The sequence below is a fragment of the Chryseobacterium sp. FR048 genome (assembly GCF_056844665.1).
In genome coordinates this window covers 237,971-260,713 of the sequence record NZ_JBXDSE010000003.1, presented here as the reverse complement: position 1 = coordinate 260,713, position 22,743 = coordinate 237,971, and the positions used below count along the sequence as shown (strand labels likewise).

The 22,743-nt window shown below is 38.7% G+C and carries 22 protein-coding genes; 18 read left to right on the top strand and 4 right to left on the bottom strand.

The genetic code is table 11. The features are described 5' to 3' along the window. The 10 genes from AC106K_RS10495 to AC106K_RS10450 all read left to right on the top strand — a co-directional run bounded on the left by AC106K_RS10495 (position 1) and on the right by AC106K_RS10450 (position 10,669). Positions 1-171: a hypothetical protein gene (locus tag AC106K_RS10495; protein ID WP_482445139.1), complete on the top strand. Its 171-nt coding sequence runs from the start codon at positions 1-3 to the stop codon at positions 169-171. Continuing rightward, positions 158-1,237, top strand: coding sequence for a DUF2931 family protein (locus AC106K_RS10490; RefSeq protein ID WP_482445137.1), 1,080 nt, complete (start codon positions 158-160; stop codon positions 1,235-1,237). Before AC106K_RS10495 ends, AC106K_RS10490 begins: the two co-directional genes overlap by 14 nt. 3 nt (positions 1,238-1,240) lie before the next feature. Further along, a complete protein-coding gene (locus tag AC106K_RS10485; RefSeq protein WP_482445136.1) occupies positions 1,241-2,617 on the top strand; it encodes a T6SS phospholipase effector Tle1-like catalytic domain-containing protein in 1,377 nt (458 codons plus the stop codon). 50 nt (positions 2,618-2,667) lie between these two features. Next, positions 2,668-3,708: a hypothetical protein gene (locus AC106K_RS10480; protein ID WP_482445134.1), complete on the top strand. Its 1,041-nt coding sequence runs from the start codon at positions 2,668-2,670 to the stop codon at positions 3,706-3,708. A 17-nt stretch (positions 3,709-3,725) separates the two neighbouring features. After that, the gene (locus AC106K_RS10475) at positions 3,726-4,778 is read left to right on the top strand and encodes a hypothetical protein (RefSeq protein ID WP_482445132.1); all 1,053 of its coding nucleotides are present in this window, start codon (positions 3,726-3,728) and stop codon (positions 4,776-4,778) included. A gap of 2 nt (positions 4,779-4,780) precedes the next feature. After that, positions 4,781-5,269 carry a DUF4280 domain-containing protein gene (locus AC106K_RS10470; protein ID WP_047096178.1) on the top strand — a complete coding sequence of 163 codons (489 nt, stop codon included), beginning with the start codon at positions 4,781-4,783 and terminating at the stop codon, positions 5,267-5,269. A gap of 10 nt (positions 5,270-5,279) precedes the next feature. Beyond that, the gene (locus tag AC106K_RS10465; RefSeq protein WP_482445129.1) at positions 5,280-7,982 is read left to right on the top strand and encodes an OmpA family protein; all 2,703 of its coding nucleotides are present in this window, start codon (positions 5,280-5,282) and stop codon (positions 7,980-7,982) included. A gap of 119 nt (positions 7,983-8,101) precedes the next feature. Further along, positions 8,102-9,064 (top strand): hypothetical protein, encoded by a 963-nt coding sequence (locus tag AC106K_RS10460; protein WP_482445128.1) that lies wholly within the window; start codon positions 8,102-8,104, stop codon positions 9,062-9,064. A 96-nt stretch (positions 9,065-9,160) separates the two neighbouring features. Continuing rightward, on the top strand, positions 9,161-9,880 hold the full coding sequence (locus AC106K_RS10455; protein ID WP_482445126.1) for a hypothetical protein: 720 nt from the start codon (positions 9,161-9,163) through the stop codon (positions 9,878-9,880). Between the two features lie 228 nt (positions 9,881-10,108). Then, a complete protein-coding gene (locus AC106K_RS10450) occupies positions 10,109-10,669 on the top strand; it encodes a hypothetical protein (RefSeq protein ID WP_482445124.1) in 561 nt (186 codons plus the stop codon). A 205-nt stretch (positions 10,670-10,874) separates the two neighbouring features. On the opposite strand, the gene AC106K_RS10445 is transcribed toward AC106K_RS10450, so the two are convergent. The 3 genes from AC106K_RS10445 to AC106K_RS10435 form a co-directional block, all read right to left on the bottom strand. Continuing rightward, entirely contained in the window at positions 10,875-12,398 is a 1,524-nt protein-coding gene (locus tag AC106K_RS10445; protein WP_482445122.1) for an endonuclease, read from the bottom strand. Between the two features lie 384 nt (positions 12,399-12,782). Beyond that, positions 12,783-13,310 (bottom strand): DUF4136 domain-containing protein, encoded by a 528-nt coding sequence (locus AC106K_RS10440; RefSeq protein ID WP_482445121.1) that lies wholly within the window; start codon positions 13,308-13,310, stop codon positions 12,783-12,785. Between the two features lies 1 nt (position 13,311). Next, a complete protein-coding gene (locus tag AC106K_RS10435) occupies positions 13,312-13,494 on the bottom strand; it encodes a C1orf53 family protein (RefSeq protein WP_007842321.1) in 183 nt (60 codons plus the stop codon). Between the two features lie 41 nt (positions 13,495-13,535). Between AC106K_RS10435 and AC106K_RS10430 the strand changes: the two genes are divergently transcribed. From AC106K_RS10430 to hemL, 4 genes are all read left to right on the top strand, one after another. Next, positions 13,536-13,862 (top strand): hypothetical protein, encoded by a 327-nt coding sequence (locus AC106K_RS10430; RefSeq protein WP_482445119.1) that lies wholly within the window; start codon positions 13,536-13,538, stop codon positions 13,860-13,862. A 352-nt stretch (positions 13,863-14,214) separates the two neighbouring features. Continuing rightward, positions 14,215-15,123, top strand: a complete 909-nt coding sequence (locus AC106K_RS10425; RefSeq protein WP_482445117.1) for a 1-aminocyclopropane-1-carboxylate deaminase/D-cysteine desulfhydrase — start codon at positions 14,215-14,217, stop codon at positions 15,121-15,123. A 15-nt stretch (positions 15,124-15,138) separates the two neighbouring features. Continuing rightward, positions 15,139-16,197 (top strand): glucosaminidase domain-containing protein, encoded by a 1,059-nt coding sequence (locus tag AC106K_RS10420; protein ID WP_482445116.1) that lies wholly within the window; start codon positions 15,139-15,141, stop codon positions 16,195-16,197. Between the two features lie 74 nt (positions 16,198-16,271). Then, positions 16,272-17,561, top strand: a complete 1,290-nt coding sequence (hemL, locus tag AC106K_RS10415; RefSeq protein ID WP_482445114.1) for a glutamate-1-semialdehyde 2,1-aminomutase — start codon at positions 16,272-16,274, stop codon at positions 17,559-17,561. Between the two features lie 62 nt (positions 17,562-17,623). Here the strand turns inward: hemL and AC106K_RS10410 are convergent, their stop codons facing one another. Further along, positions 17,624-17,977, bottom strand: coding sequence for a hypothetical protein (locus AC106K_RS10410; RefSeq protein ID WP_482445112.1), 354 nt, complete (start codon positions 17,975-17,977; stop codon positions 17,624-17,626). 247 nt (positions 17,978-18,224) lie between these two features. Between AC106K_RS10410 and AC106K_RS10405 the strand changes: the two genes are divergently transcribed. The 4 genes from AC106K_RS10405 to AC106K_RS10390 all read left to right on the top strand — a co-directional run bounded on the left by AC106K_RS10405 (position 18,225) and on the right by AC106K_RS10390 (position 22,721). Next, on the top strand, positions 18,225-19,559 hold the full coding sequence (locus AC106K_RS10405) for an amidohydrolase (RefSeq protein ID WP_482445110.1): 1,335 nt from the start codon (positions 18,225-18,227) through the stop codon (positions 19,557-19,559). Between the two features lie 18 nt (positions 19,560-19,577). After that, entirely contained in the window at positions 19,578-20,246 is a 669-nt protein-coding gene (locus AC106K_RS10400; RefSeq protein ID WP_482445109.1) for an ankyrin repeat domain-containing protein, read from the top strand. Positions 20,247-20,553: 307 nt separating this feature from the next. Then, entirely contained in the window at positions 20,554-21,399 is an 846-nt protein-coding gene (locus tag AC106K_RS10395; RefSeq protein ID WP_482445107.1) for an AraC family transcriptional regulator, read from the top strand. Positions 21,400-21,482: 83 nt separating this feature from the next. Beyond that, the gene (locus tag AC106K_RS10390) at positions 21,483-22,721 is read left to right on the top strand and encodes an amidohydrolase (protein ID WP_482445106.1); all 1,239 of its coding nucleotides are present in this window, start codon (positions 21,483-21,485) and stop codon (positions 22,719-22,721) included. Positions 22,722-22,743 lie beyond the last annotated feature (22 nt).

Genomic DNA, 22,743 nt, shown 5'->3' with positions numbered 1-22,743 from the left:
ATGGCAATTATAAAGACGGCAACCAATATCAGGATAACAGTCAAAGACTCTTATCATCTGAGCGTAGGAAAAAAAGTTGAAAAAATAGCCAAGAAGATCAATGTGGAAGCACAGAAAGATAACCTTGTCTTGGCAAGTAATAAGAAAATTGTGTCACATGGGAATAAATAAATTCAAAATACTGACCCTTTTCGTTGCAGGAAGTTTCTCACTGATCAGTTGTCAAAATAAAAAAATGGAAGAAAAATACAGTTGGCTGGGAACCTTGTGTGCCCCGCAGGAATATCCTATGGAAGTTTACAGTGGAGCTATTGTGGCAGATGATTTCAGCTATGGCTTTGATGCCATCTGGGGAACACAGAATACAGGCTGGGGAAATACAGGGGCGACGATGAATGTCGAAACCCAGAAAATGGATATTCCCGATAAGCTGGAATTCACGTGGTATTCCTTGGTTGAAAAGAAATTCTACACCGGGAAATGGACTTTAGATAAAGAGAAAATTGAAAAACTTTTTAAAGAAGGTTTTACCGAACCTGCCACAGGAAAAAAAGAAACCTATACAACTTTCAAAGTAGGGCTGGCCCCAAAAGGGAAACTTGTATTATGGATCAATGCTCCGGGCGTTCAGAAAGAAGTAGGATCTTTTCAGGCCCACGATACCATTATCACCAAAGAAAAAGCTTATGAAAATGCGCAGTATATGCTGGAAGAAGGCTATGCTGAAGACCGTTTGAAAAACGATTTTCTGATGGCTTCCGACGTGAAAAACAGAATCAGTACCTCCGGGTATCCTGATCCGGCGATCTATGAAACCTACAGAAAAAAATATCTGTGGAAACCCATAGTAGAACTGCCCGCAGGTTATCAGGTAAAAAACATCTTCATAATGGCCTGCAACGGAGAATATGATAATTATAGCGGAAAGGCCGGTGAAAGAGCGGTGCCGTACTATCTGTCTGTGAATATAGAAGGTCCGGATCATAAGAAAATGGGCGCTAATGTATTTTTCACTAAAGATGAAAAGTATTATCCTGACCATGTTTTAAAAGGAGATAACGTTCTTCCCGTAGATTTTGATCTGAATGATATTAATAAAATATTCAAAAATACAGACCCAAAGAAAGAATCAGACTTTATCATCAGAGTCAGCCCGGAAAACAAACAGATGAGTATAAGCATCAGGCAGGATGATAAAACCTACGAATTAAAAGATTTCATCAGTAAAATTTATTAGAGTATGTCTAATGTAGTATTCGGAAACTATTCACCATCCTCTGCTCCGGAGAATGTGATCAATGTTGCTCTGGGAATCTTCTTTGACGGTACCTTAAACAATAAGACCAATTCTGATGCAAGGAAGAATAAAACTAAGGCATATAAAGACAATGGAGGCGATCCGTCAGATAACAACAGTTATAATAATGACTGGAGTAATGTAGCCCGTCTTTGGGAAAATTATGATAAAAGAAATGCCATTTATATAGAAGGAATCGGTACGCTGGATAATAAAAGTGACGAAATGGACGGCTATGCTTTTGGTTCAGAAAAAACAGGGATCAAAGCAAAAGTAGACATCGGGTGCAAAAAAATAGCAGAAAAGATAGACCTCTTCAAAAGAGCCAACTCTACGGCCCAATTGGGAACTATAGTCCTGGATGTCTTTGGATTCAGCAGAGGAGCCGCTGCCGCCAGATATTTTGTCCATCAGGTATCCCGGAAAAAAATAAATTCAGATCCGAAAAGTATACCATACGGTAATCTGGGAACCGAATTGAAAAAAATAGGGGTCAACCTGGACGAAATAACCATTAATATCCGGTTTCTCGGCATTTTTGATACCGTATCTTCTTATTCTGAAGACACATGGACTACCTCTCCGGATTTTAATAATGATATTGGAGAACTGCATCTGGATGATATTACCAAAGCCAAAAAAATTGTACACTTCACAGCAGCTGATGAACACAGAATCAACTTTGATCTTACTGATGTAGTGGTGTATAACAGAGCACAGCGCAAAAACGTATATCTTGGAATAGAAAAATCATTTCCCGGTGTGCACAGTGATATTGGAGGAGGCTATGAAACAGGTCCCGAAAAAAAAGATGAAATCATCAATGGTGGAGAAAGCGTTCAGAAACAGCGAAAAGAGCGACTGGTAGCAGAAGGTTGGTTTAAAGATCCTGAGCTTATCATTCATCAGTATTTACGGAAACTTTCCAGCAACAGAGAACTGGTGAAAAAAACATACAGCTTCATCCCGTTACAGTTTATGGGGGAATATGGAAAAAATGAAGGACTGAGGCTTGATACCGGGCAGATCAGTACCAAATATAGAATTACCAATGATCCTTTACTGGTAAAAGTAAAAGAAAAATTGAAACCCTATGTGATGGGAAATGGTGCTAAGCCTTATAAATTCCGCTGGTTTACCGATGTTCACAAGCAGTATAAAGGAATAAAAACCAATGATCCGAAATATGCCCTCTATCAGGCAGAGCTGCAAGACCAGACAGACCTTCGAAAACTGAGAAATGAATATCTGCACTGGTCCGCAGATTATGATTGGGTAGGAATGGATCCAAGAGAAGACGGAGTAAGAGTAGTACATTAATAAAACCAGATATAAACTCATCTACCAGTGAGTGATGAAGCAGGTGCATTATGCAGAAATTCAATAAACATATTGTCCGGAAAGATGAAACCTTAAAAAGCATTGCTGCACTTTACGGTTTAGATTCAGATTCTTTAAAATTATTTCATAATAACCTTTGTGCTGTAAAGGACATGATTCTGATCGATATTACCGGACAGCAGGAACTTTTCCTTCCGAGAACAGCGGTAACAGATCCTGGCAGACTTGTAAGATTGGGGCGAGGAAACCGTCTGGTTTTTCAACCGGGTCATTCGTTCTGTAAATATGGCGTGGTCATTACAATGGAAAATGGTGATCATAAGAACGAACTGAAATATGAAGCTTCCGTACGTTGGGTAAAAAGCGAAAATAATCTGCATTTCTTTGAGGTAGACAGAGTTTCTCACCTGTACCTGAACGAAGAAGAAGTCAATGAAATCGCAGATACCCTTGCTTACAAAACCTCTAAAGTTTTATACCCTTTACAGATCAGTACAGATGAATATGGAAAATTCAATGCTGTAGAGAATCTGTCGGTTTTTAAAAAAAGGTGGCCGGGCGTTAAAGAAGAAGTCTATAAAGAATTTGAAGGCGACGTTGTAGATCAATATTGTGAGAAGATCGAAAAAGTACTGGATGATCCGGATGTCATTGATCTTTACCTTAAAAATGATTACTTCATCCGAACATTATTTCTGGGAGTTTATCAAAGCTTTGGAGCAGAATATCAGATAGAAAGAACAGAAAACTTTCCGGTGGTAAATAATCCGATAGAACCTGTTTACCACATAAAGATGGAAATTGATCCGTTGAAAAATGAAGCTGACCTCGTCAATATTGAAGGTGAGGGGAAGTTACATGATGAAAGAAGTGCATATGACTTCATCAGCAGATCCCCATTTCCGATGATCATTGAAGACCACCCGGTGATGAATGACCAGGGAAATTTCAGAATACAATATTACCTGAACGGGACAACGCAACTCCCGGAATCTCTATATCTTGAATGCAGTATGATGCTGCAGGAAGAAAAGAAAATATCAGTAGTGATTGCTGCTGTTTCAGAATAAAAAAAAAACAAAACAAAATGAAATTTAAATTAAATAATAAAATCGCCACATTGGTTTTTATCATATGCTTCAGTCTGTCTTTCGGGCAGAAAGTGGAGTTTACAGTGCCGAAAAATATAGAAACATTAGAAAATATTATTTTTAAGTTCGAAAATAAATTTACCAAAGACGAACCTAAAGCGGCAGCGGCAGGTGGTGAAAGCTTCTCTACAACCGTAGACCTTTATAACCTGAAATATGATGCCGGGAGCAGCAATCCTTATCTGGAGCTGGCTTTGAAAAAAGGAGCAAAACCTAAACAGTTTATTGAGCAGGCCAACTGGAATGTCACCTTTAATAAAATCTCCAAAAAGAATACAAAAGTGACGATCTTCCTTGAGACAGTTGTTCCTGACCGTTTGTCAAAGAAAGAGGTAGATACCAAACTTACCAGATCTACAGGAAAAGTTGAAAAAGAAATTCAGGAGTTTCTTTTACACTATAAAGAATCAAAAACTTCTGCTACCTCAGATGCTATGGTAGCGGTAGATGCGGCAGACGTTGCAGCAGCAGAAGCACAGGCAGAAGCTGCGATAGCCGATATTCAGGCTAGAAATTCAATAAAGAAAACGACTTCCGGAAAGCTGCAGGCTCTGTTCAGCAAAAAAGAATTCATCTCATTGCCGACTTCTTCCGATGCGATTACAAAGCTTTTACAGATACAGCCAAGAGAGATCGAATGTGGAGACTGTAAAAACGGAAAATATTCAAGTTGGGATATTGATGAGGTCTTTAATCTGATCTACACCAGAATGAATGACGGTCAGGAATACTATGCCCTACAGTATTATGATGATCAAAAAGTAGGCGGATTACCCTATGGGCTGGTGTTCAATGAGAGTTCACCTACAGAATGTAAAAAGAAATTCGCAAGATATAACGCACAGCTTTATCAGACAACTGTAGATACCGATGCTAACTCATCAAGTGCTCTCACAGTGGTCACTTTCAAAATGAATACCAACTTTGTCCGTCTGGAATTCGGAAATCAGTATCTGAGCAGAATCGTAGTTTCAAACAAAGAACAGTAACCATGGCAGAAAAACATATTGTAGTACAGGGAGCGACGTGCAAATGTCAGTTCGGGCAGGCTCCGGATAAGCTCAAAGTACTGACCCATCAGAAAGAATACGCCAACGATAAAGACGCCTCCAAAAAACTGATCGTCACCACGAAGGAAACAGGAGGCGCTACCTTCGAGAAAAATACTTTCGGAAACTGTACCAAACAGGGAAGCCCACCGCCGCCATGTAAAATCATGGTCACCGAATGGCAGAATTTTTACGAAAAAGTACAGCTCAGTAACGGAGGATTCATCATTCTCGAAGACAGTAAAGCGGTATGTGCCATTGCCGGTACCCCGTGTATTGAGATTATCGATCATGGCCAGAGAGCTGAAGCCAGTCAGCAGAATTTTAAAAATTCAGACAAAGATGTGCAGCAGCAGATCAATCCTTTGGTAGATACCGAATCAATGTACAACGAGCAGCCTTCTCACGGTGGAGAGGATGGTGTAATTTAAATGAGAACAAATGGCAAAAGGCGTTAAAAAAATAAAAATCACAAAGGGCCTTTATTACCCTAAAATGAGTGTTTTGGGGCAAAGGATTACCATACAGCCGGATCAGTGGGTCTACTTTGGGGTAGAAGAATGGCTGCCGGGAACTACCGCTGAAGATAAAAAGAAAGAGCTGATCTGGATGAGACAAAGCAATGACAAACAGAATATTGTCAGCCAGCTGCCGTCATCCACCGGTTACAAACTTAGGCTGACCAGACAAATGTGTGGAAGCTATCATTATTATGTAGAAGCAAGCCTTTCAGGGGTAAGAGATAAAAAATATGCTACAGGTCTATATGTAAAAGGATGGTGCGAACCTAAAATTATCAGTAGCAAATGGACGCTGCAGAGAGGCAGCAAAGACAGTATTAAGAACAACAAAAAGACCAAATATATTTCATACGGACAGACCGTTTATCTCAATCTGATGACGGAAGGTCTCAACGGGAATACCATGATTGTGGAACTCTGGAACAGACAGAGTCTCAGAGATGATCAACTGATCTTTGTTTATACCAAAGTACAGGTAATAGATGGTGAAATCAATCTGAAAATAGACAATACCTATTCCTGGATGGCGAAAGTAAACCATATCCTGGATGTGGAAGAATTTTATATAAAAGTAAAAGATACCGCATCCAATCAATACATTAAAGATAATCGGGGAGACAACCTGCATGCTATTTATCTGAATGTAAAGAACAAGGTAAGTACTACCAACGTCAATCCTATAGAAAACCAGACACCTACCAAAGTATACAAACCGGATGTGAATGCTACCAGATACGAACCCTGTAAATTTGAAGTAATCAAAATTACAGAAACTGAAGTAAAGGAAGGAAAAGCCAACAATACAACGGTAAAAGTATTTGATAATGGAAATGGACTGAAGAAGGTAAGAGCAGAGCAGGAGCATATCCTGAGGACTATATTTTATAAATTTGATTCTACCATTCTGGATAAGGATGGGGAAGCTGTACTTAATAATATTCTGAAATTCCTTTTGGAGCATCAGGGGGCGACCATTACCTTAAGCGGTTATGCCTGTGTCATCGGAAAACAGAACTACAATAAAAGCCTGTCTCAGAGAAGAGCCGATGTCATCAAGAAATTCTTTGCAGACGGTGGACTTGACCCGAGAAGAATCACCTCAGTAGGAAAAGGAGAAGTAGACCCTACCGACGATAAAATGGGTCGGGATAACATCAAATACCGGGATGAAAAATCCTATGAAAATAACAGGAGAGTAGATATTTCTTTTGTTTTCAATGCACACGATGCCGAGACGATAAGTTATGAAGTAGTGGCACCCACAGTTTCTACCAAAAAAGATCTTGTCATAGATGTGGTAGGTTTTGATACTAAAATTTGCTTCAGAGACAGTAAAAACAAACACAAAAAAGAAATCTATGTCGTAGATGTAGGGCAGGCCATAGACAAGGGAGATTCCAAACTTACTTTTGAAAAACCTTCTTTCAGCTATAGCGTATATTCCAATTTATCCAGATTCAATGCTGCTCCATTGGCTTATCTATGGCCTATGGGAACCAATCCGAATCAGTTTCACCTGCACGTTCACAGCTGCCGGTATTTTAGCAATGAAAGAAGAACCCCGGTTCTGATGAAAGCTTATCCGGATATTAAGTGGACGTTGGAGTTTTCTTTCAATTTTTCAAATCCTGCTGGCTATACCCATGGGAACCTTCCTGAATATAGCAGACAAAATCCTCAGCCTAAGGAGGTGAGAGAGATTACCAGAGAAATGAGAAAAGCTCAGTCCAAAGCTGTAGCTTCCGGAAAAGAATCTGCCAGAATAAAAAACAGTCCGGAGATGCTTACCAAATTTGGGTTAAAACTCCAGGCAGAATGGGATGGCGGAAGACAGAAAGCGGAATATGGCGGTGAGTTTGCCGAAAAACTGAGAAGCGTTCTGGGTGTTTTTATCAGATACAAAGAAATTGCAGACCGGGTGAAAGAAACTTTGGGGGGAGCGGTAAAGACGAGCCCGGCAAAACCTCCTTTTATGTTTGAAGTGGAAGCACCTTCACTAAGCACTTCCATCAGCTGGTACCTGGAAAGAGGGGGTGGTAAATATGATAAGCAGGTTTCCACAGTGGGAACCCTGAACTTTAAAGCAGATCCGCTGGTAGGAGCCAATTTTGTCATAGATCTGCTGGCAGTAGGAAGCAGAATGCACCCGTTTGTAGCTGCTTTTGTGGCAGGTATGCAAGGTACTCTCGCTCTTGCCAACGGAGGGATTACTTTAGAAGCCAAATTTTATGGGCAGTTTAGTGTAGATTTCAAAGCATTGGAGGTCAATACGCTGAACGGAGGAGTCAAAGGAGGAAGTTTAGACTTAGGAGCAAAACTGGGACTGAAAATATTACTTAAAGTAAGCGCATCCGTAGTCATCAAAGGATTCTCTGCAAGACCGCTAATGGAAATTAATGTGACAGGACAGTTTGATGCCTATTTTTCCGCAAAACTCACTTTGGATTCCGATGAGAAAAAAGGTCTTTTTGTAAAACCGTTTATCGGGTTTTCAGGGATGATCATTACCTTTGAAGTAGAAATTGTGGTCCGGGGAATGAAAATGACCCGTAAATTTGGAAATGAAAATGATCCCTTTTTAAAAGTGGATATTGATGATCTCCCTAAATTTTATTTAACATAATGAAAAAAATATTTTTTTTAAGTGTATTTCTGATGCTGGCTTCTTGCAATAAGGGCATATCCCAGGAAACAATCAGTGAGGTTAAAAAAAACGAAAACTTTTGGAAGCAACGAGAAAAAATGATTACAGATAACGAAAAAGACAACGAATTTCCGATTAAAAAAGACAGACTTGTTAACGAAAAACGGGTAAACTCTATTGATATTCATAGCCAGAGCTTACAATTTGAAGTCTATGTAGATGATGTCTTACTGTATAACTTCAAAGGAGAAGCATCGCAACATCAGGGCGGGGCAATAGGAGCCCATGAGATCAATCCGCTTTTACTCACCAGTGGAACCCACGAAGTAAAAGTGAGAATGTATCCTGCTTTGGGGCAGAACGTTTTCGGGGATGCAGGAGGGCTCAATCTGATTTTTTTCCATTATCCATACCCGAACCTTAAACAGGTTACCTATAATCCTGCAATGAATGGGGAAGAAGGTATTTTCCTGGATCAGCAAAAAGAATACTGGGCCGCTGAGAAAGGCGAATATGGAAAACCCGGATATGCCGAAGCACATTATGAGCCCAAAGAACCTCTGAAGCTGAAAGGGCTGCCAATGTATGAATGGCGTTCTACCTTTGAGGCAGATGTTCCTTTTGATCTGGTGGGATGGAGAAACTCTGTCAACCTGAAAAAAGAATACGAAGAAAATAAAAATCTGAATAATGAAGTGATTGCCGAGTATAAAAAAATATACGAAATCATTAAAAACAAAGACAAAGATAAATTCCTGCAGCTGATCAGAGAAAGAGAAGATTTGACGGCAGAAACCCTCTATTACGGAGCCAATGAAAAGAATGCCAGAAGCAATGAATTTGTAAAAATGTTACAGAACAATGATTACGAATTGGAACCTTTATTTGAAGAAACATTCCATTTGGAGTTTCAGGGATATGGGAAGCTTGTTTCTATCCTTAATAAAGCCGATAAAGAAGGGATAATAAGGTTGAAAAGCAAAAAGAATCCTAACGAAAAGGTGTATCTGGACTTCTTATTTCAAAGGAAGAAAAAAGGAGACAAATTGAGTGTAATATAATATAAAAGCTGTTTTCCCACAGGGGAGAGCAGCTTTATTTTGAAAAGAAAGCTCATTAACTGACCAGAGAATAGAATAATCAAACACTAAGACGCTATGAAAAATCTGAAGTACCTATTGATCCCCATGATCTCTATAGGAATTGCCTCATGCAGCCGGCAAGGGAAAAAAGAAACAGCAAATTCTATTGAGGAGCATAACCATGTACAGACCGGACCTTTCAATCTGGCTACTCTTACTGTGGGGCAAAATATCAATGATATTTTAAAATCAGCGGGTGTCACCATAAAAGATACCGTTCATACTGATGATATTACGCTAATTGGAAATGACAGGCTGGCTTTTTCTTCCACAAAAATATTGCATATGGATGGAAACGACCTGGATGGTAAAAACAATACCAATATCAATAATGTGCTTCTGCACTATGGCAGCGTAGACAAGGAAATCGGTCCGCTTGCCAATGAAAAAGATAATGAACTGGGCATGTATCAGGTTGATATTTATACCGGGAAAGAACAGAAGATTCTTTTTGACTATTTAAATAAAGCACTTCCAAAACCGGTTTTTGATACCGTACGTGAAAATTTTGACTCCGAAGTAAAAGACAATGAAGTCATTCCGACTCAGAATAAGTTCAGACAGGAAGTAGCCATCTGGAAAGATAAAGATCAGATATATTATTACTGTGAAACCCAAATAGAAAACAAACCCGATGAATACCGATGCAATCTGTTTGTTTTTAAACATAAAGAATGGAAAGATCTGCTCGATGGATTTGGCTATCCGGACCTGGACAGAATTCCTTTGAACTGAGCCACCTTCGATGAAAAAAACATCAAATGTATGGAGATTGTAATGTCTCCGGAAAGAAAAATTTAACGTAAATTAAGCAGTATATTTAATACCATGGATATGTTCAAAAAAATAACCGCTTTCTGTTTTATACTTTTGTTATCGTCAAATATAAGCGCACAAAATACCATATATATTTGCAATAGCTGTGGTACATTCAATTTGTCGAAAATAACATTCAACGAAAATATGGATGATCTGGTATCAAAAGCAGAGCCATTCAAAACAGCTTTTGCGAATGCATCCTGTGAAGAAAAACGTATAGATGAGGTGGGAGGGAAAGATCAGATATGTGGTTTTAAATACAGTATCTATAAAAAAGAAACAGATCAGTCATTCCTGACTTTTTCAGATCCGTTCAGATTTGATAACCTCTATTTACTGACAAATGCTGAAAAATCACTGGTTGCCTATACGGCAGTATCAGATTTTAAAGGAGACGAAAAAGCATTTTTATCACTGGTGAATCTGGTCTCGCAGAAATTCAATACAAAGCCGGAACAGCACACTCTATTTCTTGATGGGGCATTGGTCTATCTATGGAATACTCCGTCTTATACCTGCCAAATAACCCGATCTAAAGATAAACACCAACGCGAAAGTACGGTCAAAGGAAAGGCGAAAACCGATAACTTCTATAGCCTGACCTTAGGAGTCTATCAAAAAAATAAACTTGATGCTAAAATGAAAGAAGTGATCCGCCGAAATGAAAACTTTGTAATCTACACCGATAAAAATTTTGGAAAATAAAACGGAAGTATTTTTTCCCACTTACCACTTACCAGATAGCCACATCATATCGCAATATAGCCACATAGCTTCATCCGCAATAAAGTCGCACCTCTTAGCTCTCTAGAAATAACACTCCGAATCACTCATCCTTTGCGTGTAAAAAAACAATAAAAAAATGCCAGCCTTTAAAAAGACCAGCATGTATACTAAATATTTTTCTTAATTATTTCACCAGAAACTGCATCGTAACCTGATCCAGTTTCAGAATATAAACACCCTGACCCAGATTTCGTGTTTTGATAGAATTTCCATTCCTGAAAGGCTGATCAACCGTCTGCAGAACTTTCCCCTGAAGCGTATAGATCTCAGCTTTCTTTACATTCTGAAGGTCACCTTTCACAAAAATCTCCTGATTCGTGATAGGGTTAGGTGAGATTTTGAAACTTTTCGCAGCTTCCGGAGCAATACTTTGGGCTTGTCTAGATGCAGACCCTGAATAGCATGTCCATTGCAGGTCATCAATAGCCACTCTGTTACTTGTTGAATTATTCACCAGGCTTACCGTTACATTTCCTGAAACATTGATGTTGCTGATCGTTGTAGTGGTTGCAGAAGTACTGTATGGAATTGTTCCTACAGTCGTTCCGTTAACCTTCACATCAAAAGTTCCGTTACTTCCTGAAAACATCAGCTGAGTCGTTACTGTTAAAGAACCGATTCCATTAGCAGAGCTGCCTGAAGTTAAAGAACCGTTTCTTATGGTAATAGCTTTATTATTAAGCGTCTGATCCGTTCGGGCATCCGTAGCAGTCCAGGATATTCCGCCATTGCTCCAGGTTCTTGTTGTATAAGAAGCATTGCTTGCCGGAATGGTTTCAAAAGATTCATTGACACAGCTGGTCCCCGGGTTGGTAGGAGTTGTGGTACCACCTCCTGTATTGGATGTTCCCCAAATCAGATTGACATAGTTCGGATTATCAATAAACGGATTTCTGTTCCCCTGGTACGTATAAGATGCATTATTTCTTTTGATCTCTGCCTGAGAAACGGGATCCTGATTGTGCCACGCCAGAAGAACATTCAGCTCCCAGGTCTGCAATCCCGGAAAAGTAGAACTTCCCAGCATATTCCCGGACGTAAACGAAGAAAGCTTAGACTGATAACGGGTCACAAAATAAAAAATCATACGGGCTACATCCCCTTTAAATTCATCGATCGGCTCAAAAACCGTCCCGGAATATCCTGAAGAAACAGAATTTCCAAGCTTAGAACCATTCTTAGAGGTAAACGTAGCACTTCCCACTTTACCGAATGGATAATTGCTTCTCATTCCGTTTACTTTACCGTCTGTGGCTCTGATAAAATGAATATCGGCAACCATAGGAGAAGCCTCATTAAAAAGGCTTTGCGGAATAATATGTTCCCTGTTATAGCAGCCTCCCTCTGCAGAATACGTACCACATTGGTTGGTTCCCGGCATATACTTATAAGGATCAGCTCCTACAGGTTTCTCAGAATAAATATCAAGGATAGATCCGTCATTTTCGTAATCCCTGTCAATATCGGTGGTTTTATAAGCGGTCCAAAGCCCATTGTACCCTTTGTCCTGGTGTCCGCTGGTAATAATGCTGCTTAATGCTGTTTTCAATGCAGCTCCGCTGAGCCCGTTGGCAGAATTGTAGTATCCTGCAGGTGCCTGAGCATGGGCAAGCCCCGCAAATACAGAGAATAAGATGATTTTTTTCATATCAATACAAGTTTCAGCAAGATTACTACATTTTTATGAATAAAAAATTACCTTATTATTAAATTTGAATGTAATACATGTTGCTTTTATGAATAATGAGTAACTGGTTATTTAACCACAAATGTCACAAATGGTTTCACGAATATCACAAATATTACAGATGTGCAGTTGAATCAAAAGACGAAACGGTAATAATGACTCCATTTGCTATTCAATAGGGGTGGGCTTTAGCCCACTCAAAACAATGAAGGCCATTCATCTGGCTTTAGCCAAAACTTATAAAATTATCATTCCTAACATTTCTTGTCACTTTTTTCAATGCAATAACATAAAAAAGCCGGCGCAAAAAATGCGCCGGCCTATATATAATAATAGCTATCGATTCTATTTTTTCTGCGGAGGATAATTTTTCATGATCTCCGCCATGATTTCAGGAATCTGTCTCTGTTTAGATTTTGGAGAATCTACAGAAATACCGCTTCCGATACCTTGCCAAACCAATTTGTTGGTTTTTGCGTCAATCAGATCAACGATCAGAGCTCCTTCATTATAATTGCTTGTCCATGTTCTGTTCATACCGACACCCCATCCGAAGGGTCCGCCCCAGCCCCACATTCCGTAAGGAGAAGAACTTTGTATATCCGTAACTTTTTTATGGTTGGCTTTTACGTTGACAATAAGATCAGGGTTCTCTCCGGATTGAAGTCCTTTGGTTTGAAGCTGTCTTGATAGCTCATTCAGAACTCTGTCTTTATCAATATCATTCAATTTTAGATCATCAATTCTTATTTTATACGTTTTATAAGAGTTGAAATTGGCAGTTTCAGCATAATCTGAACGGATCTGAAAAGGACTACAGGAAGTAAGGCCTAATGTAGCAGATGCCAACAAAATAAAAATATATTTTTTCATTTTATTTATTTTTTTTATCATTTTTAATGAATGTATCAGTCTTTTTATCGTACCCGTAAGGACAGTGTCTGCAGCCGCTTTTACAGCAATATCCTCTTTTCAGATGGAATTTTTCTGTAAAAACTTTGTATCCCTGTTCATTATAGTAAAAGTCTTCACCTTCTTTGATGTCATAATGGGCCATAAGTTAAAACGTAAGTCAAAAAACTTTTTATATTTGTTACTATGATAATTGTATGCCAAAAACCATTAAAAAAATTAAAAATTAACGGCATTGCTCTTTTTCCCTTTATCTTCGTTAGGAAACCCGAAGATAAGGAAAATAATATACTTATCAATCACGAAAAAATCCATTTACGACAGCAGTTGGAAATGCTGATTATTTTCTTCTACATTTTCTATGTTATCGAATATTATTACTGGTTCTTCAAACTGAAAGACAGCTATCACGCTTATAAAAGAATCTCTTTCGAAAGGGAAGCCTATGCGAATGAACACAATTTGAATTATCTTAGAAAAAGAAAGTTCTGGAACTTTAGGAAATATTTGTAAAAGATACAAGATACAAGATACAAGATACAAGATACAAGATACAAGATATTGTCACTAAATTTCAATATTGGCTTGGCTGGATCAATAGGGGTGGGCTTTAGCCCGGCCAGCCAAAAAAAGCATCTTCCATTGGCTTTAGCCAAAACTTAAAAATTGAAACCCAAACATCACAAATAACATCACAGATTACACAATCTCACAGCACAATCATTCGTGAAAATTGGCACCCATTGTGGTTAAAAATTCAATAACAACATTCCTGCAAAGGTTTGTGATAGCCATACCCCAATCCAATACGTAATCTTTTACTACTTTTGTACTCCATAACCCATGAATAGTCCCAAACACTAAAATGCTATTACAACTTCCCACAGAAACTATTCCCATTCAGGAAATCCCGGTTCAGAAAAATATAAAACTTTTCATAAAGAGAGAAGACCTTATCCATCCTCAGATTTCAGGAAACAAATACTGGAAGCTGTTTTATAATGTCAACAATTACCTGGGGAAAAATCCTGAGAAACCTTATATCATTACTTTCGGAGGGGCATTTTCCAATCATATTGCTGCGGTTTCTGCGGTGGGGAATCTGGCAGGTATTCCTACATTGGGAATTATACGAGGAGAAGAACTGGAACACAAATGGCGTGATAATCCCACCTTGCTTTTTGCCAAAAGAAACGGGATGAACCTGAAATTTGTCACCCGTGAAGAATACAGACATAAAGAAAAACTGACTGAATTCCTTCAGCACGAGTTCCCTGAAGCATTGGTAGTTCCTGAAGGTGGAACCAATGAAGAAGCGGTAATGGGCGTGAAAATGATGCTCAATGAACAAACAAAAGATTTTGACTATCTTTGCACTGCAGTTGGAACTGGAGGAACCATTGCCGGAATTTCAAAATTTTGTGAAGACAATCAGAAGGTTATAGGATTTAAAGTTGTTGACGATGCTTCACTGGAAAATAAAATATTTGAATTAACTTTGAAACAGAATTTTGATCTAATAGATTCAAGTTTTGGAGGTTATGGTAAAATAAGTGATGAAAATATCCGTTTTATCAATGATTTCAAAGAGAAATATGATATTCCTCTGGAACCGATCTATACAGGAAAAATGATGCAGAAGGTATTGGAACTGATTGAAGAAGATTTTTTTCCTGAACACAGCAGGGTTTTGTGCTTTCATACAGGCGGATTGCAGGGAATTGAGGGAGCTAATCTGCTTTTAGAAAAACAGAATAGAAATTTAATTATATAAGTAAAATTGAAAAACATGAAAAGACTTTTCCTATCCATAAGCCTTTTAGTTTTATCAAAATTTTCTGCCCAGGCTTGGGCAACCGAAGATCAGTATATTCAGAAATTTGCCAAGTATGCGGTAGAAGAAATGGAAAAATATAAGATTCCGGCTTCTATTACCCTTGCGCAGGGGCTTCTGGAAACAGGAGGCGGACAGAGCAGACTGGCTCTGGAAGGTAAAAACCACTTCGGAATCAAATGTAAAGAAGACTGGACTGGTAAAACAATGAAACATACGGATGATGCACCTAATGAATGCTTCCGTGTATATGAAGACCCGAGACAGTCTTATGAAGACCACTCCATATTTTTATCCACCAGAAAATATTACGCTAATCTTTTTAATCTGGATATGAAGGATTACAGAGCTTGGGCTTACGGTTTGAAAAAAGCCGGATATGCAACCAATCCACGTTATGCTTCCATCCTGATCAGCAAGATTGAAAAATATAAATTATACGAATATGACAATACTAATTCTAATGAAGTATTGTATGCCGTTCTAAAAATGTATCCGGATCTGAAAGACGACAGAACTTTCATGGCTCAGCTGGAACCTTCAAAAGCAGGAAAGAAAGCTAAAGAACCGGTTACTGTAGAAGTTCCTTACAAACAGACCTCTTATGCCCAGCAGCAGAAAAGAGTGGAAAGAATTAAAACAAAAGCGGAGATTCTGAATTCCATTCTGATCAAAAGTCACCCGAATGACGGTCTGAAATATATTGTCATCCCTGAAGATACAGACATAAAATTCATTGCCAATAAATTCAAAGTAAGCGAAAGCAGACTGATGAAATGGAATGAACTGGAAAGTGAAACATTGAAGAAAAACGATATTGTCTTCCTTGAATCCAAAAACTCTTCAGGAAATACAGCTACTTATAAAGCAACGTCAGGCGAAGATATGCATGATATTGCCCAGAAATTCGGGATCAAACTCCATAAATTATATGCTAAAAACAGAATGGATGAAGGACAACAGCCATCTGCAGGACAGCTGATTTATCTGATTGATAAAAAACCAAGAAACTAATTTAATTTTTTGTTGAGAGTTTATAGTTGACAGTCAAATGCCAACCCGCAACTGTCAGCAACAATCCACTATATATGAAATACCAAAGAAGTTCGGCTTTATTTGATGAAGCCTATAAATACATTCCGGGAGGTGTAAATTCTCCTGTGAGAGCATTCAAATCTGTAGGAGGAGTTCCTGTTTTCATGAAATCAGCAAAAGGAGCTTACCTTACGGATGCCGATGATAATACGTATATCGATTACATCAATTCATGGGGCCCTGCAATTTTAGGACATACCCACCCAGAAGTGTTAGAAGAACTGAAAATCCAGGCAGAAAAAGGATTCTCTTTTGGTGCACCTACAGAACTGGAAACTGAAATCGCTAAGTTTATCGTTGAAAACGTTCCGAATATCGACCAGATCAGAATGGTATCTTCAGGAACAGAAGCCTGTATGAGTGCTATCAGACTGGCAAGAGGATATACAGGAAGAGATAAGATTGTAAAATTTGAAGGTTGCTACCACGGGCATTCAGATTCATTCCTGATTAAAGCAGGAAGTGGAGCAGCTACTTTTGGAAATCCAAACTCTCCGGGAGTAACGGAAGGTACGGCTAAAGATACTTTATTGGCTCGTTATAACGATTTTGAGCAGGTGGAAGATTTATTCCGTCACAATCAGGGAGAGATTGCAGCTGTGATCATTGAACCGGTTGCAGGAAACATGGGTTGTGTATTGCCTGAAAATGATTTCTTACAAAACCTGAGAAAGATCTGTGATGAAAACGGAGCTTTATTAATTTTTGACGAGGTAATGACAGGTTTCAGATTAGCATTCGGGGGAGCGCAGGAGCTTTTCAATGTGAAAGCAGACCTGGTAACTTACGGAAAAGTAATCGGGGGCGGACTTCCGGTAGGAGCTTTTGCAGGAAGAAACGAGATCATGGATCACCTTGCTCCAAAAGGAGGAGTATATCAGGCCGGAACATTAAGTGGAAATCCATTGGCGATGAGAGCAGGATTGAAAACCCTTCAGCTGATCAAAAATGATCCGGAGTTCTTCAACAGGCTGAGCAAAACAACAGAAACTTTAGATCTGGAGATCGGAAAAATCTTAAATGAAAAAGGAATTGCTCATAAGATCAACAGAAAAGGTTCAATGATGTCTGTGTTCTTTCATACAAACAGAGTTTCCAACTTTGATGAGGCGCAGGAAGCCAATCATGCATTGTTCAATAACTTCTTCCATCAGATGCTTACGAACGGAGTTTATCTTCCGCCAAGCGGATACGAAACGTACTTCATCAGTGATGCGATCAAGGAAAAAGAAATTGATATGACGCTGGAAGCGGTAAGAAAATTTGAATATTCGAATAAATAAATACAAAGAGACTGTCTTAAAAGGCAGTCTCTTTGTATATTGGGGAATAAAGCATTCAATTACTAGGCATAACCATAGCAGAGTAAGCACATCCATCGTCCTTCTTTATTGCCTTCATCAGCATCGAAAATATAGAGCCCTTTACTTTCAATATACTTTCTTTGCCCTTGATTATCTCCTCCTGAAACATCGTTGATATAAATGATGATGCCATCCTGATCCTTTCCATACAACGTATTTCCCTTTTCTGTAAGTTCTGCACGGGTTAATCTGGGCGGTAATAACCCGTCAATCGTTAAAACTTCCTTTTTAGCGGTTACGTCAAGTGTTGCTTTTGGTTGATCTGTGTTGATCCCTATTTGGGCAAATGCAATTGTGGATGCACTTATCGAAATAATGCTTAGTATTCTTTTCATAGATATTTTTTTGCAAATATAAAATTTAATAAAAAGCCGATAGAGCCGGGATTATTAGAGATATTATATCCAATAAGCCATAGGCTGGGAAATAAAGAAAAACTTTTTATTTATGGATAAAGAGCTTATGATATTATGAGGATTTTGATGTCAGGATAAAAGAAAATATAAATTATACAAATCTTGTAATAAACCGTACACTTTGTTGAAGCCGGTTCTTTTTAATTTTGTCATAAATAGATTGGAAATGAAGACTTCAGAGAATACTATATCCCGTAAGGATTTTATCAGAAATTCAGCGTTGGCAATGGCGGGATTAACTTTAATACCTAATATTATGACAGCATCACCTCTTTTTGAAGCGAAAAATACTTCAGCAAAAGGAAAACTGAGCCTTAAAAATGTGCGTCTCGAAACAGGTTTTGAATATGAAGATGGGGAAGTAGCTTCAACCAAAACAGATCTGTTTTATATAGAAATTGAAAACGGAAAGATTACAAAGATCACTCCGAATCAACCGAATGCTAAAGCGGTAGATGCAAAAGGATTTCTGATGCTGCCTGCATTTAAAGATATGCACATTCACCTGGATAAAACCTTTTACGGAGACCAATGGCACGCTGTAAGAAAAAGAACCGGCGGCATCAAAGGAATGATAGAGCTGGAGCAGAAAATACTTCCTGAAATGCTGAAAAATTCAACATTCAAAGCAGAAAAGATGATTGAATTGCTGCAGTCGAAAGGAACTTCCTATGCCCGGAGTCATGTAAATATAGAACCTACTTCAAAGCTTCAGTCTCTGAAAAATCTTCAGAAAGCTTTAGAAAATAAAAAGAAAGGTTTCGGAGCAGAACTGGTAGCATTTCCACAGCATGGAGTGTTTTATACAGACTCAGCACCCTATCTGAAAGAAGCGGCAAAAATGGATATTGATTTTATTGGTGGAGTAGACCCTTTCAATATAGATGGCAATATCGAAAAAGTAGTAGATTTTACCGTTCAGCTTGCTTTAGATCACAAAAAAGGAATTGATATTCACCTGCATGAAACGGCAGATTCCGGATTGAAAACAGTGGAATATCTGATTAAAAAAGTAAATGAAAACCCATCCTTAAAAGGAAAAACCTATTTGAGCCACTGTTTCATATTAGGTAAATTGGAAGGTGCAAAACAGGAAGAAATTGCGGAGAAATTAGGTGACGCGCAGATTGGTGTTGTCTCTACCATTCCTTTCGGAAAGCTTATCATGCCGATTCCAACATTGTACAAACATAATGTAACGGTTTTGACAGGAAACGACAGTATTGTAGATCACTGGAATACTTTCGGGACCGGAAGTGTACTTCAGAAAGCGAATCTGATGGCACAATTGTATGGCTATTCTACAGAGTTTCATTTGTCAAGAAGTTTGAAGCTGGCTACAGGAAATATCCTTCCATTGGATGATAAAGGTGCTCAGCAATGGCCGAAGAAGGGAGATCAGGCAGATTTTGTACTGATCGGTGCGAGCTGTTCCGCAGAAGCGGTATCAAGAATTTCAGAGGTGAAATCATTGGTACATCAGGGGAATGTAGTTTTTTAATTTTAAAATGAAAAACCCATGAAAATATTAGTATTTCTTTTAGCATTTGGAAGCCTGAGTGCCTGTGAAGAAAGACCGATTGATTTTCCAAAACAAGAGATGATGCAGGATACTCATATCATAAATCTGGTCAGGAAAAATGACATTGCAGCTGTAAAATCAGCATTGGATACTGGTGTGAATGTTAATACTCAGGATAAAAGAGGACGTTCATTATTGCTTTTGGCCACGATAGACAAACAGCCGGAAATGGCAAAATTACTTGTTTCCTACAAAGCGGATGTTAACCTTCAGGATGATCAGCAGGACAGTCCGTTTTTATACGCAGGAGCGAGTGGACAGACAGAATTGGTTAGGCTGTTTCTGGAAAACGGTGCCCGGTTCGATATATTCAATAGATATAATGGGACCGCTTTGATCCCGGCTTGTGAACGGGGACATGTGGAAACCGTAAAAGTTTTGGTTAAAACTAAAGATTTCCCGATCAATCATGTGAACAGATTAGGCTGGACAGCGTTGATGGAAGCTGTGATTCTCGGAAACGGAACGAAGAAATACCAGAAGATCGTTCAGATCTTAAAAGACAATGGTGCAGACCTCAGTATTCCTGATCATGCAGGGAAAACGCCTCTGCAACATGCGGAGTCATCAGGATTTGAAGAAATTGTCAGAATATTGAAATCATAGACATTCTTATGCTGTGGAAGGTTGGGAACGCAAAGGAGAGAAACGATATACTGTTTTTAAAATGAAGAAAGTTGAAAGGTTTTTAGCAAATTGAGTGGCTGGATAAAATCAGTAGTATTCAATTGTATTGATGTATTGAAGAAAAAATCTTTGCGTTCCTCCAACCTGTTACAGAGCAGGATATATAAATTTTGAGATATAATTTAGTTAGTGTTTTTTAGCCACAAAGGATGTATTTTTCTCTTTTGTGGCTATTTTAATTTTTTCTCTCATTAATTTTTTTAATTTTAAGAGAAATTCAGGTAGCGTGAGTTATCATACAGATCATTTTCCTATTTTAGGAATTCAGGAGTTTAGTGAAAATCAGCTGAAAGGCTGCAATTTGCTGTTTAATGAACTTTACGGGGCACGTTCCATCGATGATCCCCATAAACATGATTTTTTTATCATTAATCTTTTTGAGCACGGGGTAGGCTCACATACCATAGATTTTACAGAATATCAGGTCAAAGACCATCAGATTCACCTTGTTTTTCCGGATCAGGTGCACCAATGGGTGATCGAAAAAGAAACAGTAGGATACCAGCTGATGATCAGCCGGGATTGGTTCGAAAGCTTTCTGCCGTCACTAAGATTTTCCGCTTCCTATTATCAGAACCATCCGGTTATTAATCTTTCAGAAGAAGTTTTTCAGACATTTTTGTATGAATTTCAGGCAATTCAAAAAGAACTGAATAGTGAGAAAGTCTTTTGGGAACTTATCCAGAAACGAAGCGAGCTGATCGGTTTGCTGGTGAGTAAAACCGTGGAAGGAGCTTTTAAAGATTTTGAAACTTACAATTCCAATCCGATCATTTCAAAGTTTTTACATCTGATTGATGAACATTTTAGAACAGAAAGATCCGTTTCCTTTTACGCAGATAAACTGAATATTTCTGCCAATTATCTGAATATTGTCTGCAAAAAGAGCCTCAATGCTTCAGCTTCATCCCTTATTCAGGACCGTATTTTACTGGAAGCAAAACGCCTTTTAAAAGTTTCCGAAATGTCAGTGAAAGATATTGTATATGACCTGGGCTTTTATGATCATGCCAGCTTTTCAAAATTCTTTAAGGCACAGACCGGAATGACTCCGTCACAATTCAAAGAATAATAATCTGTACAAAACAAGACATAATTGATACACCGGTTTTGATGAAAAGCCAGTGTAATTTTGTAGTGTTAAAATATTAAATCATGCAATTTCCCTATCAATTAACTGCAAAAGGAAAATATTCCCTAAAAAATGTGCGCCTTGAAACAGGTTTTGAATATGAAAATGAAGAGGTAACCGGAACGAAAACAGACCTTTTCAGTATTGAAATTGAAGATGGAAAGATCAAAACGGTAAAAGCCAATGATCCGGCTGCCGATGCCATAGACGCAAAAGGTTACCTGATGCTTCCTGCCTTCAGAGATATGCATATTCACTTGGATAAAACATTATACGGACTTCCTTGGCAGGCCCTTTCGCCCAAAAGAAGAACAGTGAAAGATATGATTGCCTATGAGCAGCAGATTATTCCTGAACTTTTAAAAACCTCAGTAGAAAGAGCAGAGCAGCTGATCAGTCTGCAGCAGCATTACGGAACTCATTTCTCGAGAACCCATTTCAATCTTGACCCTACCTCAGGATTAAAGTCGCTTGAACATCTTGAACAGGCTCTTGACCATAAAAAAGACTCCTTTAAAGTAGAAACGGTGGCCTTTCCACAACATGGAGTATATTATACAGAAACCGCTCCCTTAATGAAGGAAGCAGCAAAGCTGAAAAGCGTAAGTTTCATTGGCGGACTGGATCCTCTGAGTATTGACGGAAGCATTGAAAAAGTGATGGACTTTACCGTACAGCTTGCTCTGGATCATCATAAAGGAATTGATATTCACCTGCACGAAGTGGGACAGTCCGGAATGAAAACAATCAATTATCTGATTGATAAAGCCATTGAAAATCCACAACTTCAGGGGAAAACATTTGTAAGCCATGCCTTTGCCCTGGCTCACCTGAACCCGAAAGAAGCAGAACAGATCGCAGAAAGACTGGCTGCAGGAAAAGTGGGAATAGCCTCTTCAGTCCCTTTTGGAAAAACAGTAATGCCAATCCCGACTTTGAAGAAATATGGAGTCAACGTACTGATAGGAAATGATAATGTGCAGGATTACTGGAGTACTTTCGGATCAGGAAATATGCTGCAGAAAGCCAATCTGATCGCTGAACTGTACGGTTATGCGACAGAGTATGCATTATCTAGAGCGCTGCAATTTGCCACTCAAAGCACCTTACCATTGGATGAAAAAGGAAAGCAGCAGTGGCCTAAACCAGGAGACGAAGCAGCCATCGTGCTTACAGATGCTTCATGTTCTGCAGAAGCCGTTTCCAGAATCTCTAAAATAGAAGCCCTGATGCATGACGGGAACCTGTTCTGGAGAAATTAAATTGAATGTATATATTTTTTAT